Raw genomic sequence first — 12,795 nt, 5'->3', positions numbered from 1 at the left:
GAGCGTCAAGGCAACTCCGTAAAAGGTGGTCATGATGGCCCGCTCATTCCCCCTTCCGCTGGTGCTTGCCTGCGGTTGCGGCATCGCGATGCTTTCGCTCGGCGAACGCTCTGCATTCGGCCTGTTCCAGGCCGATCTCGTTGCCGCAAAACCCTATGGCCGTGAAGCGTTTGCGCTCGCCTTTGCCTTGCAGAACCTCATCTGGGGGATCGGCCAGCCCATCGCCGGCGCCCTTGCAGACCGTTTCGGCACCATGAAAGTTCTGATGGGCGGCGGCATCCTTTATGCGCTCGGCATTGTGGGCACGGCGCAGCTCGAAAGCGCCTTTGCCCTGCAGATGGTGTTTGGCGTCCTCCTCGGTTTCGGCATGTCCGCCTGCTCGTTCACGCTGGTGCTGTCGGCATTCGGCCGCACCGTCACGCCTGCCAAACGAACGCTGGCGTTCGGCCTTGGTACGGCAGCCGGCTCGCTGGGAATGTTCGTCTTCGGCCCGCTGGGCGCTGTGCTCATTGCCGAGCACGGCTACAATTCGGCGCTGATTGCGTTTGCCGCGCTGTCGTTGCTGGTCATCCCGTTCGCCATTCCGCTGCAGGGCCGCTCGGTGGCCGACCCCGATGCGCCGCCCCAGACCCTGACCGCAGCGGTGCGTGAAGCCATGGCCTACAGGAGCTATGTGCTGCTGGTGATCGGCTTTTTCGTGTGCGGCTTCCACGTGGCGTTCATCATTGCCCACATGCCCGCCTACCTTGTCGACCTTGGCTTCGGCGCGCGGCTCGGCGGGATCGCCATTGCTCTGATCGGCCTCTTCAACGTGATCGGCTCGCTGGGGGCGGGGTGGATCGGGCAGCGCTTTTCCAAGTCCTATTCGCTATCGATCCTCTATCTGCTCCGCTCGGTCGTGATTGCCGCGTTCGTGCTGTTGCCCGTGTCACCGGCGACGGTCATCGTGTTCTCCGCCACCATGGGGCTCCTGTGGCTCTCCACGGTGCCGCTCACCTCCGGCCTCGTCTCGGTGATGTTCGGACCGCGCTACATGGCGACCCTGTTCGGGATCGTGTTCTTTTCCCACCAGGTGGGATCGGCCATAGGCGTGTGGCTCGGCGGCGTGATCTACGCGCGGACCGGCTCCTACGACATGCTGTGGTGGATTGGCGTGCTGCTGGGCGTACTGGCTGCACTGGTGCATCTGCCGATCCGCGATGCCCCGTCGCCGCGCCTGTCGGCGTTGAAAGGCTGATCAGCGGGCAGGCTCCGGCGGCAGGATCATGCAGGTGGACGAGCCGGCGGCGTAGGTCTTGCCGTCCGCCCCCACCAGCTTCGCCTCGCTCACCGCGGTCCGCCGGCCGCGGCTGACAAGGGTGCCCGTGGCGGTGAGCGGCTCCATGCCAGGCAAAAGTGCGCGGGTGAGGTTCACCTTCAGTTCCAGCGTGGCAAACCGCTCGCCGGGGGCAAGGGTGGCGTGAACGGCGCAGCCCATGGCCGAATCCAGAATGCTGGCCGCCCAGCCGCCGTGAATCTTTCCCATGGGGTTCAGCGCATTTTCGCCGGGCGCGCCGACAAGCACGACAGTGCGCGCTGTTGCCTCCACAAGCCGAAACCCCAGCGTTTCCAGCATCGTAGGCATCGGGAATTCGCCGCTGGCAATGCCGCGCAGCTGTTCCAGCCCGGTCAGCCGGTCAATCACATCGTCGGGAAGGCTGGAGGGAAAGCGTAGCAATTTTTGATCCATCGCTCGGTGCATCTTGGATCTTGGGACCCGAGACGCCATGTTATCATCCAACATGACCGATAGCCCGACCGAAGCGATAGAAGCCATCGAAGAGAAGCGGTGCAGCGAGGAGGAGAAATCTCTCCCCTGCACCTGTCTCCGGCTGCGCCGCGTCGCGAGACAGATCACCAGTGTTTATGATGCGGCGCTGGAGCCGCATGGCGTGTCCATCGTCACCTACGCGGTGCTGTCGACGCTGAACCGCGAATCTCCGCTGACGCTGTCGGCACTGGCCGTTGCCGTGGGAACCGACCGGACGACCCTGTCGCGCACGGTCGAGCGGATGCGGGCGGCGGGTTTCATTGCCGCCTGTCCGGGCGATGACCGCCGCGAGCGCCGCCTCAGCCTGACACCGCACGGGATGAAGACCTTCCACGCCGCCCGCCAGAGCTGGCGCGAAACCGCGGACGGCCTCGAAGAACAATACGGCGCGTCGCGCCTTGCCTCGCTGCACACGCTGCTTGCGGATCTGGAAGAGGTGGCCGGCACCGATCTCGCCAGCCACTGATGCGGCGCTGGCGTTGCCAGCCTCAGCCGAACATGCCGATCAGCACCATGGTCACGCAGAAGTCGGCAACCACCAGCCCGATCGACAGCGATACCGGCGTCTTCAACGCCAGCCGTAAGACCCGGAAATGGTAGTAGAGCACCATCAGCAGCGCGATGATGGAAAGGAGGTTGGCGCCTTCCACCGGCAAGAAGCCAGCCCCCTCCAGCACCAGCGGCACGGTGAGGATGGCGGCCGTGATCGGCGCTGCCCAATTGCGGGCGACCACATAGGACACATAATGCGCGGAGACGCCGAGCGGCCGCGCCACCAGCGCCATCACGAGGGGGAAAATCACCCAGTCGAGGAGGAGCAGGGGGATCTGTGACAGGAAAATGTCGCTGAAGGCGCGGTCCGGATCGCCGCGCGTGACGGCGACGACGCTGATTGCCGTCAGCGGCAGCACGAGCACGATCACCGCAAACGAACGCCAGAAGCCGTCGACCGAACGGTCGAGCGCCTGAAGTCCTTCCTCGCGCCCGAGGAACAGGAGCCACGCGCCGCGCAGCGAGCGGTTGATTTCCGCCGCGCTCAGCATGGCACGGCCGCAGGAGCCGCAGCGAACATGGCCCTCATGGGGCCAGAACGCTGGCGATGATTGCCCCGTAGGCTTTGGTGAGCGTTTCCAGCTCGGCGACGGACGTGCGCTCGTCCACCTGATGCATGGTCGATCCCACAGCCCCGAATTCGATCACCGGGCAATAATTCTTGATGAAGCGTGCGTCCGAGGTGCCGCCGCCCGTCGTCGCCTCGGGGGTTACGCCGGTGACGGTTGCAACGGCGCTGGTCACCGCTTCGATCAGGGCGTCATCGCGGGTGAGGAAACAGTCGCTGATGCCGGGTTGCCAGGCGATGCTCATTTTGGCGCCGGGGGCGGCGCGCTCGATCCTGCCGCCAAGCTCGGCTTTCAGCGTGTCGGCGGTCCAGTGGTCGTTGAAGCGCACGTTGAAGCGCAGAGCCGCCTCACCGGGAATGACGTTGAATGCCGTGTTGCCCACATCCATCGAGGTGATTTCAAGGTTGGTGGGGGCGAACGCTGCGCTCCCTTCATCAAGCGGCGCCATCAGCGCAGCGCCGATGGCAACGGCGTGCGCGATGGGGTTTTCCGCGTTGTGCTGGTAGGCGACGTGGCCCTGCTTGCCCTTGATTGTGATGGTGGCGGAGAGGGACCCGCGCCGGCCGATCTTGATGGTGTCGCCCAGAACCTCGCGCGAGGTGGGCTCGCCGACAATGGCGGCATCGAAACTGGTGCGTTCGGCGCACCATGCCATCAGCGGCCGGGTGCCGCTGAGGGCCGGGCCTTCCTCGTCTCCGGTGATGAGGAACGAGATGCGACCCGGTCCGCCCTCGGCGCGCCAGGACACGGCGGCCGCGATCATTGCGGCGACGCCGCCCTTCATGTCCTGCGCGCCGCGGCCATAAAGCGTGTCGCCGTCGGTGGCGGCGCCGAAAGGGTCGTGGGTCCAGGCCTCGGCGGGGCCGGGGGGGACGACATCGACGTGGCCGGCAAAGGCGAGATGGCGGTTGCCGTCGCCAGCGGTGGCAAAGAGGTTCTCGACGGGGCCGCTGCCGTCCTCGTCGAAGAACACGCGTTCCACGGTGAAGCCCGCACCAGCGAGCACGGTCTCGACAATGTCGAAACAGGCCGGGCCGGCCGGCGTCACCGAGTTGACGCGGATGAGGTCTTTGGCGAGGGCGACAGGGTCGACGGTGGCGCTTGGCGTGCGGCTCATGGGAGTTCTCTTCGCCGGCCCGTCAAACCGGTCCGCGTGTGTTGGTGGCAGGCCCGTACTTGTTGGCGCCCCGGTCGCCGGGCAGAAGCCCGATGACGAAGAAGGCAGCAAGGCCCAGAACAGGGATGCCGAACGCCGCGGCGTACCAGCCGGTCAGGTTGCGGTCGTGCAGGCGTTTCACCGCCAACGCCACCTCGGTCCACAACAGGGCCGCAAACACGACCGGCGAGGTCGGCGCCAGAACCAGGGCCCCGGTGTCCGGGTCGAGGGATGGCATCAGGAGCGCGACGCCGATAAAGCCGCAGCCGAAATTGCCCAGCCAGAACACCTCCCGGCTGACACGTCCGTCGAGGCCCAGAAGGGCCCACAATAATGTCGGCTGGCGCGCTCCGGCCATGTCAGTCTCGAAGCAGCTCGTTGATCGACGTCTTCGAGCGCGTGCGCTCGTCCACCCGCTTCACGATGATGGCAGCGGCGAGGGAAAGGTCGTGCCCGCCGCCGGACTTGGTGGCGATGTTGCCCGGCACCACCACGGAGTAGGGCGGCACCTCGCCCATGAAGGTCTCGCCGGTGGCGCGGTCGATCACCTTGGTCGAGGCGCCGAGGAACACACCCATGGAGAGCACCGAGCCGGTGCCGACGCGGACGCCTTCGGCCACTTCGGACCGGGCGCCGATGAAGCAGTTGTCCTCGATGATGACGGGCGCGGCCTGCAGCGGCTCAAGCACGCCGCCAATGCCGGCACCGCCCGAGATGTGGCAGTTCTTGCCGATCTGTGCGCAGGAGCCGATGGTCGCCCACGTATCGACCATGGTGCCTTCGTCGACGTAGGCGCCGAGGTTCACGAAAGAGGGCATCAGCACCACACCGGGCGCGATGAAGGCCGAGCGGCGCACGATCGAGCCCGGAACGGCGCGGAAGCCGGCCTGCTCGAAATCAAGCGCCGACCAGCCGGCAAACTTGGAAGGCACCTTGTCCCACCAGCTTGCGTTGCCGGCGGCGCCTTCGATGGTTTCCATCGGGGTGAGGCGGAACGAGAGGAGGACGGCTTTCTTGAGCCACTCGTTGATCTTCCAGCCGCCGGCACCGTCAGGCTCGGCAACGCGCAGGACGCCGCGGTCCAGAAGGCCGAGGGCCTTGTCCACGGCATCGCGCACGCGGCCGGTGGTGCGGGCTGTCACGGTGCTGCGCTCTTCGAACGCGGCATCAATGGTGGCTTCCAGGCGCTCGCGCTCGGCGGAATTTATTTGCATCGAAAGTCCAAAGGCGTGTGGGTCCGCCGAAGACATAATGGCTCGGCTGTGAAAATCATAGGGCCGGGTGGTGGCGGCCGGCGCTTCAATCCGGCGCGGCGGGCGCGAGGGCGCCCGGAAGACGCTCCAGAAAGCCGGCAAGATCGTCCGTCACATATTCGACGTGCGGGGCCTCGCGTCCCTCAAGCTCCCAGTCCTCGCGGAAAACCTCGCGCGTTCCCTCCGGCACGATCAGCACCGTACGCATCCCGTGTTCAGCCGGCACCACAAGGTTGCGCGAAAGATCTTCGAACATGGCCGAGCGGGCGGGGTCGATCCCGTGCTTGTCCCAGAACCGCGTGTAGGTTTCCGCCGCTGGCTTGGGGATGAGGTCTGCTGCGACAATGTCGAACACGTCCTCGAAGTGGGCGTCCAGGCCAAGGCGTCCGGTGATGGCGTTGGAGTGGGCAGTGGTGCCGTTGGTCATGATGAAGCGGCGGCCCGGGAGCGCCTCCAGCGCCGCGCCGAGGCGAGGGTCGGGCAGCACCTTCGAGTGGTCGATGTCGTGGACGAACTCGAGGAAACCGTCCGGGTTGATCCCGTGCTCCACCATCAGGCCGCGCAGCGTGGTGCCGTAGCGCTTGTAATAGTCCTTCTGCAAAAGGTGGGCGGCGCTGCGCTCCATGTCGAGAAGCTTTGCCACAAAGTCGCCCATCCGCTGGTCGACCTGGGCAAACAGGTCCGTGTGCGAAGGGTAGAGCGTGTTGTCGAGGTCGAAGATCCATGTGTCGACATGGGCGAAGGCGCTGAGGTCGCGCGGGTTCTCCTGCGGCGCCTCGGACGGCAGCGGCGTTGCGTGCGTCATTGCGGGAACCGCGCGGCGCCAGCCTTCACGGGCCGATGGTCTGTCTTGGATGCGCGCGTCAATGCTTCAATCTCCTTGGGGCGGGGAGGGTGCCCCGGCAGGCTTGCCCAAGGCAAGCGCATCCTGTCGCCTGGTCCTGTGACAAAGTGGTGAACCAAGGAGCCGCCCGCGGGTTATTTCCGAAACGGCCGGCTGAGGAAACACCAATGGAACCCATCACGATCCTGGTTCGCGAGATGACGCGGCTGGGGCGCAACGCCATTGAGCTGTTGCCCGAAGTTGCCGCAGCCTTTGCGGTGATCCTCCTCACCTGGCTTATGGCCAAGCTGGTCCACAGGGCGGTCCAGTCGGCCACACGGCGGGCGCGTTTGCGCCAGTCGCTCCAGGAGCTGTTCACGCTCCTTGCCTCCATTCTGACCTGGGTTGTGGGCCTCACCACCGCAGCGGTGGTGCTGTTTCCCACCCTTACACCGGCGTCTGCGCTGGCCGGCGTCGGCCTTGGCTCGGTCGCTATCGGTTTTGCGTTCAAGGACGTGTTCGAGAATTTCTTTGCCGGGATCATGATCCTGTTTCGCGCGTCCATGCGGATCGGAGATTTTGTCGACAGCAACGGGCACGAGGGGTGCGTCGAGCGCATCACCATCCGCGAGACCTATGTGCGGCGGACTGACGGCCAGCTCGTCATCCTGCCCAATGCGATGGTGTTCAAGAACCCGCTGACCGTGATCACCGACCAGGAACAGCGCCGCACCACTTTCATCTGCGGCGTCGCCTATGGCGAGGACGTGGACGCCTCGCGCGACGTGATTGCCAAGGCGGTGAAGGCCTGCAGCACGGTGATCACCGAGGGCCGCCCGGTGCAGATCTTCGCGCAGGAATTTGCCAGTTCGTCGATCAACTTCGAGGTGACGTGGTGGACCGGCTCCAAGCCGGTCGACGTGCGCACCTCGCGCGATGAGGTGGTTGCCGCGGTCAAGCGCGCGCTGGACGATGCGGGCATCGAGATCCCGTTCCCCTACCGCACGATGACCTTCAAGGAGCCGCTGCGGATCGCGCGCGAGGATGGCGCCGACGAAGGCTAGAGCGTTTCTCGCTCGTATTGGCCCACTCGACGTCGTCAGGGCGTTTGCCGGCGAGGCGCAGCGCGCCGGGCGTGCCGGCCGCACGGCCAAGCGCTGCAACGCAGTCCGGCGAACGCCCTGGCGGCGCCCTCCGGGTGGCCCGCTGACGCAGGGTGGACAGCGTCACGCCGCTTGCCGGTACTCCCGCTACCGGCTGCACGACGCTCCTTGCCACCCTGCGTCAGCGGGCCATCGGGTGGGGCAATAGGAGCGAGAAACGCTCTAGACGTTTCGCAGATAGACGGCGTGCTCGACGTCGGTGACGCGGGCACGCAGGGCGGCCGCCTCCTGCCGCTTCATGGCCGCGAACACCCGCGCGAACTCCGTGCCGAAGGTGTTCGCCACATGGTCCGAGCCCTCGAACAGGTCGATGGCCTCGGTCCACGCCTCCGGAAAGCGGTCGCCTTCGCCGAAATCGCTTTCGCAAGGCGCGCTCGGCGTCAGCGCATTTTCCATCCCGTGCAGCGCCCCGGCCAGAACCGTGGCTGCGACGAGATAGGGGTTGGCATCGGCGCCGGCAATCCTGTGCTCCAGCCGGGCGGCCGGGCCTGTGGCGGTGGGCACGCGGATGGCAGCGCCGCGGTTGTCCACCCCCCAGGTGGCGCCGATGGGGGCATAGGAGCCCGGGCGGTGCCGCCGGTAGGAGTTGAGGTGCGGCGCTGCCATCAGGAAGGTTTCGCGCGCGGTGCCGGCCAGCCCCGCGATGGCATGCCCGAGGCGCGGGCCGACGGGGGTGCCCGGTTCGTCGAACACGTTGCGCCCGTCTCCGTCCAGCATGCTGAGGTGGAGGTGAAGGCCCGAGCCCGACCAGCCGGTAAAGGGCTTTGCCATGAACGTCGCATCCAGCCCGTGCGCCCGCGCCTTGACCTTTACGAGCCGCTTCAGCGCAACCAGCTGGTCGCATGCGCGCGCTGCATCGGTGTGGGCGAGGTTGATCTCGAACTGCCCGGCGCCGAACTCGGCGAGGATGGTGTCGGCCGGCAAGCCTAGTCGCGCGGCACTGTCGCGAATGTCTGACAGGACCGGGTCGAACGCCTCCAGAAGGTCGACGTCGAGAACCTGCGAGCGGCCGAGCGGTGTGCCGCGGCTTGGATGGCACGCCGGCGTGTTCGCCTTCGGGTCGATGAGGTAGAATTCGATCTCCAGCGCCATCACGGGCGTCAGGCCGGCGGCGCGGGCGCGGGCATCCTGTGCCAGCAGGATGCTGCGCGGGTCGAGCGGGCTGAGCACGTCCTGGCTCTGGGCTCCGAACATGCCTTGCAGCAGGAACATGGGTGTGGCGCCGAAAGGGGCGACTGCCAGCGTATCGGCCACCGGCACGAAGGCGCCGTCCGGGTCGCCGATCTCCATGGCGATCCGCGCCTCGGCCACATCATCGCCAAACACGTCCAGGCCGGCGAGCGAGAGCTGGAAGCGCAGGGCGCGCGGCCCATCGGCCGCCAGCTTCAGCAAGGTCGACAATGGCACCCGCTTGCCATGGAGGGCGCCGTTGAGGTTTACCGCAAAGATCTCGCCCAGGGCAACGTCCGGATGCTGGGCGGTCATCTGCGCCAGCTTGTCGGCAAAGGGCTGGATGTCGAAACTGTCGGGCGCGCCCGTCATCGTGAATGCCTCTGGCAGGGACCGGGGGATGAGTTGCGCGGCAGTAGACCTTTTGGCGATTGACCGCTAGAGCCGCGCCACACGCCGGTGCGGTGCGAGGGTCCCATGCAGTTCGACAATTTCCGTTCCACCGCAGATTATCAGGCGATCGACGCCGCCCACCACTGGCACCCCTTCACCGACATGAAGGCGCTGAACGCCAAGGGTTCTCGCGTCATCGTGCGTGCCCGCGGGGTCTGGCTCGAAGATTCGGACGGCAACCGGATCCTCGACGGAATGTCGGGCCTGTGGAACGTCGCCGTCGGCTACGGCCGGCAGGAGATTGTCGACGCGGTGGCCCGCCAGCTTGAAACGCTGCCCTACTACAACACTTTCTTCCAGTGCACCCACCCGGCGGTGGCCGAGTTTGCCGAGGCGCTGTGCGCCGTTGCGCCCGAGCACATGAACCGCGTCTTTTTCGCGGGCAGCGGCTCGGAGGCCAACGACACGGTGTTTCGCCTCGCCCGGATCTACTGGGACCTGAAGGGCAAACCCGGCAAGAAGCATTTCATCGCACGCCGCAACGGCTATCACGGGTCCACCGTCGTCGGCGCGAGCCTTGGCGGCATGGGCGCGATGCACGGCCAGTCGGGCCTTCCCATCGAGGGCATCAGCCACATTGCCCAGCCTTACTGGTTCGGCGAGGGCCGGCCGCGCGGGCTGTCGCCGGACGAGTTCGGGCTGGAGGCGGCGCGCGCGCTGGAGGCGGAGATCGACCGGATCGGCGCCGACAACGTGGCGGCCTTCATCGGCGAGCCGATCCAGGGCGCGGGCGGCGTCGTCATTCCGCCCGCCACCTACTGGCCCGAGGTGCAGCGGATCTGCCGCGAACGCGACATCCTGCTTGTGGCCGACGAAGTGATCTGCGGTTTCGGCCGCACCGGCAACTGGTTCGGCTCGGAGACCTTCGGCATCGAACCCGATTTCATGTCCATCGCCAAGGGGATGACCTCCGGCTACATCCCTGCTGGCGGCGTCTTCCTGTCGGATCGTGTAACGGACGTGCTCGCCACCGCGGGCGAGATCTTCCACGGCTACACTTATTCGGGCCACCCTGCGGCCTGCGCCGCGGGGCTGGCCAACCTTGCCATCATGCACCGCGAAAACCTGGTGCCGCAGGTGGCCGAGACCACCGGCCCCGCCCTTCAGGCCCGCTGGGCAACGCTGGCGGATCACCCTCTGGTCGGCGAAACGCGAATGACCGGACTCATCGGCGCGCTGGAGCTGGTGGCCGACAAGGCGACCGGCACGCGCTTTTCCGCCGAAGCCGATGTGGGGAGCCGCTGCCGCGACCTTGCGGTGAAGAACGGCCTCGTGATGCGCGCGGTGGGCGACAGCCTGGTGATTGCACCGCCATTGGTGATCACCGAGTCTGAATGCGACGAACTGGTGAAGCGCGCCCGCCGGACGCTGGACGAACTTGCCGCGGAATTGCGCGCAGCATGAGGATAATCCCGGCTTGATCGTTGCCGGTGCATGGGGAAGAGTGGCCGCAATCAACGCGGCAGACCCTGGCATCCGGCTTGCTGCACAATCGACGGAATGCGCGCCTCAGCGGGCGCCAGAGGGAATTCATCATGAAGCGCACCATGCAGGCGGCCGTTGCCGCCCTTCTCATCGGCGCCGGACCGGCCATGGCTGACGGTGTCGTCAACGTCTACAACTGGTCCGATTACATCGACGACTCGATCCTGGCCGAGTTTACCGAAGAAACCGGCATCAAGGTTCAGTATGACGTTTTCGATTCCAACGAGCTGCTCGAAGCAAAACTTCTCGCCAGCGGTTCCGGTTACGATGTTGTGGTTCCGACCGCCTACTTCCTGTCACGCCAGATCCAGGCGGGCGTGTTCGGTGAGCTGGACAAGGCCGAACTGCCCAACTTCAAGAACCTTTGGGACAAGATCCTGAAGCAGACCGACAAGTACGACGCCAACGCCGAGCACGCGATCCCCTACATGTGGGGCACCACGGGCTTCGGCTACGTTGAAGACAAGATCCTGGAGCGGATGCCGGACGCGCCGGTCGACAGCTGGGACATGGTGTTCGACCCCGAAATCGTCTCCAAGTTCGCCGACTGCGGCGTTCAGCTTCTGGACTCCCCGTCCGACATCCTGCCCGCAGCGCTCCAGTATATCGGCAAGGATCCCAACTCCACCGACCCGGACGACATCAAGGCCGCGGCGGACCTGGTCCAGAAGATCCGCCCCTACGTGCAGAAATTCCACTCCTCAGAGTACATCAACGGCCTTGCGGGCGGTGACATCTGCCTCGCGGTGGGCTGGTCGGGTGACGTGTTGCAAGCGCGCGACCGCGCCGATGAGGCGGACAACGGCGTGACGGTGAAATACGTGATCCCCAAGGAGGGCGCGCAGATGTGGTTCGACATGATGGCGATCCCCGCTGACGCCCCCAACAGGGAAAACGCCCATGCTTTCCTCAACTTCATCATGAAGCCGGACGTCATCGCCAAGGTCACCGACTATGTGAGCTACGCCAACGCCAACGCCGCCTCGCTCGACCTGATCGACGAAGACGTGCGGACCGACCCGGCCGTCTATCCGTCGGACGAGGTGATGGACAACCTCTTCACCGTGAAGGCGCTCGAGCCGCGCGCCCAGCGAGTCGCAACGCGCGAGTGGACCCGCGTTAAATCCGGCCAGTAATAGGAGGCGGGCGCTTCGGCGCCCCCTTGCAAGGCTCAGCCCGTGACCAACCCCCAGACCGCCGCAACGCCCGCCGCCGCCCGCCGTCCGCAGCCCAAGCGGGCGTTCGCGCCGTGGGAAGACCCGGCTGTGGAGCCCCTCATCAGCTTCGAGGGCGTGACCAAGGTCTACGGCGATACCGTCGCCGTCGACGGCCTCTCGCTCGACATTTTCCCGCGCGAGTTTTTTGCACTGCTGGGGCCATCGGGCTGCGGCAAGACCACGCTGATGCGGCTTCTGGCGGGCTTCGAGGCGCCGTCTGCCGGCGACGTGCGGCTGGATGGCCAGAGCCTTGTCGGAGTGCCGCCGCACAAGCGGCCGATCAACATGATGTTCCAGTCCTACGCGCTGTTTCCGCACCTTTCGGTCTGGGACAACATCGCCTTCGGCCTCCGCCGTGACGGGCTGCCGAAAAAGGAGATCGCCTCCCGCGTCGACGAGATGCTGACCCTCGTCCAGCTCACCGCGCAGGGGCGGCGCAAGCCCGACCAGCTTTCCGGCGGCCAGCGCCAGCGCGTCGCGCTCGCCCGTTCGCTCGCCAAGCGCCCGCGCGTCCTGCTCTTGGACGAGCCGCTCGCCGCGCTGGACAAGAAGCTGCGCGGCGAAACCCAGTTCGAGCTGATGAACCTGCAGGAAGACATCGGCATCACCTTCCTCATCGTCACCCACGACCAGGAAGAGGCGATGGTGCTGGCCGATCGCATCGCCATCATGCGTGACGGCAAGATCGAGCAGGTCGCCCCGCCCGGCGACATCTACGAATCCCCCGCCTCCCGCTACGTTGCGGACTTTGTGGGCGACGTGAACCTCATTGAAGGCACCGTCATCGCCGCAGGCCCCGATGGCGTGACGCTGGACACCGGCGAGAGCGCTGCCGCGATCAGCCTGCCGCCGCACGAGCGGGCGCAGAGCGGGATGGCCGGCTGCGCCGCCGTCCGCCCCGAGAAGATGACGATGCGGCGCGAGGACGAAATCGCCCCTGATGCGCCCAACCGCCTCGCCGGCGAGGTCTACGACATTGCCTACATGGGCGACTATACGCTCTACCGGGTGCGCACCGCGTCGGGCGCGCTGATCGAGGCGAGCCGGTTCAACCGCAGCCGCGTGGAAGAAGACCCCATCACCTGGCACGACCGCGTGGCGCTGACGTTCGCGCCCGCCGACGCCATCTTCCTGGACCGCTGAG

General features: G+C 66.3%; 13 protein-coding genes. 6 read left to right on the top strand and 7 right to left on the bottom strand.

Translation table 11 applies throughout. From position 1 onward, the window contains the following. The first annotated feature begins 31 nt into the window (after window positions 1–31). Window positions 32–1,237, top strand: a complete 1,206-nt coding sequence (locus RDV64_RS04220) for an MFS transporter (RefSeq protein WP_309198032.1) — start codon at window positions 32–34, stop codon at window positions 1,235–1,237. On the opposite strand, the gene RDV64_RS04215 is transcribed toward RDV64_RS04220, so the two are convergent. Continuing rightward, the gene (locus tag RDV64_RS04215; RefSeq protein WP_309198031.1) at window positions 1,238–1,717 is read right to left on the bottom strand and encodes a PaaI family thioesterase; all 480 of its coding nucleotides are present in this window, start codon (window positions 1,715–1,717) and stop codon (window positions 1,238–1,240) included. Between the two features lie 64 nt (window positions 1,718–1,781). Here RDV64_RS04215 and RDV64_RS04210 point away from each other — a divergent pair, with 64 nt between their 5' ends. Continuing rightward, window positions 1,782–2,276, top strand: a complete 495-nt coding sequence (locus RDV64_RS04210; protein WP_309198030.1) for a MarR family transcriptional regulator — start codon at window positions 1,782–1,784, stop codon at window positions 2,274–2,276. A gap of 22 nt (window positions 2,277–2,298) precedes the next feature. On the opposite strand, the gene RDV64_RS04205 is transcribed toward RDV64_RS04210, so the two are convergent. The 5 genes from RDV64_RS04205 to RDV64_RS04185 form a co-directional block, all read right to left on the bottom strand. Beyond that, window positions 2,299–2,853: a hypothetical protein gene (locus tag RDV64_RS04205; protein ID WP_309198029.1), complete on the bottom strand. Its 555-nt coding sequence runs from the start codon at window positions 2,851–2,853 to the stop codon at window positions 2,299–2,301. A gap of 34 nt (window positions 2,854–2,887) precedes the next feature. Next, window positions 2,888–4,048, bottom strand: a complete 1,161-nt coding sequence (gene dapE / locus RDV64_RS04200; protein WP_309198028.1) for a succinyl-diaminopimelate desuccinylase — start codon at window positions 4,046–4,048, stop codon at window positions 2,888–2,890. A gap of 22 nt (window positions 4,049–4,070) precedes the next feature. Next, window positions 4,071–4,445 carry a DUF805 domain-containing protein gene (locus RDV64_RS04195; RefSeq protein WP_309198027.1) on the bottom strand — a complete coding sequence of 125 codons (375 nt, stop codon included), beginning with the start codon at window positions 4,443–4,445 and terminating at the stop codon, window positions 4,071–4,073. A gap of 1 nt (window position 4,446) precedes the next feature. Beyond that, window positions 4,447–5,301: a 2,3,4,5-tetrahydropyridine-2,6-dicarboxylate N-succinyltransferase gene (gene dapD, locus RDV64_RS04190; RefSeq protein WP_309198026.1), complete on the bottom strand. Its 855-nt coding sequence runs from the start codon at window positions 5,299–5,301 to the stop codon at window positions 4,447–4,449. An 85-nt stretch (window positions 5,302–5,386) separates the two neighbouring features. After that, on the bottom strand, window positions 5,387–6,145 hold the full coding sequence (locus tag RDV64_RS04185) for a pyrimidine 5'-nucleotidase (RefSeq protein ID WP_309198025.1): 759 nt from the start codon (window positions 6,143–6,145) through the stop codon (window positions 5,387–5,389). A 206-nt stretch (window positions 6,146–6,351) separates the two neighbouring features. On the opposite strand from RDV64_RS04185, the gene RDV64_RS04180 reads away from it, so the two are divergent. Further along, a complete protein-coding gene (locus RDV64_RS04180; protein ID WP_309198024.1) occupies window positions 6,352–7,227 on the top strand; it encodes a mechanosensitive ion channel family protein in 876 nt (291 codons plus the stop codon). Window positions 7,228–7,488: 261 nt separating this feature from the next. Here the strand turns inward: RDV64_RS04180 and RDV64_RS04175 are convergent, their stop codons facing one another. Further along, on the bottom strand, window positions 7,489–8,868 hold the full coding sequence (locus RDV64_RS04175) for a glutamine synthetase family protein (protein WP_309198023.1): 1,380 nt from the start codon (window positions 8,866–8,868) through the stop codon (window positions 7,489–7,491). Window positions 8,869–8,973: 105 nt separating this feature from the next. On the opposite strand from RDV64_RS04175, the gene RDV64_RS04170 reads away from it, so the two are divergent. The 3 genes from RDV64_RS04170 (at window position 8,974) to RDV64_RS04160 (ending at window position 12,794) form a co-directional block, all read left to right on the top strand. Then, a complete protein-coding gene (locus RDV64_RS04170; protein WP_309198022.1) occupies window positions 8,974–10,353 on the top strand; it encodes an aspartate aminotransferase family protein in 1,380 nt (459 codons plus the stop codon). A gap of 131 nt (window positions 10,354–10,484) precedes the next feature. Continuing rightward, window positions 10,485–11,570 carry a polyamine ABC transporter substrate-binding protein gene (locus tag RDV64_RS04165; RefSeq protein ID WP_375143788.1) on the top strand — a complete coding sequence of 362 codons (1,086 nt, stop codon included), beginning with the start codon at window positions 10,485–10,487 and terminating at the stop codon, window positions 11,568–11,570. A 42-nt stretch (window positions 11,571–11,612) separates the two neighbouring features. Continuing rightward, window positions 11,613–12,794: an ABC transporter ATP-binding protein gene (locus RDV64_RS04160; protein WP_309198021.1), complete on the top strand. Its 1,182-nt coding sequence runs from the start codon at window positions 11,613–11,615 to the stop codon at window positions 12,792–12,794. Window position 12,795: the final 1 nt, after the last annotated feature.

Origin of the sequence: Acuticoccus sp. MNP-M23, assembly GCF_031195445.1 — a bacterium.
In the GTDB taxonomy this organism is placed as follows: Bacteria; Pseudomonadota; Alphaproteobacteria; order Rhizobiales; family Amorphaceae; genus Acuticoccus.
The sequence above is the reverse complement of the archived record's forward strand: the minus strand, read 5'-3'. Positions and strand labels throughout refer to the sequence as shown.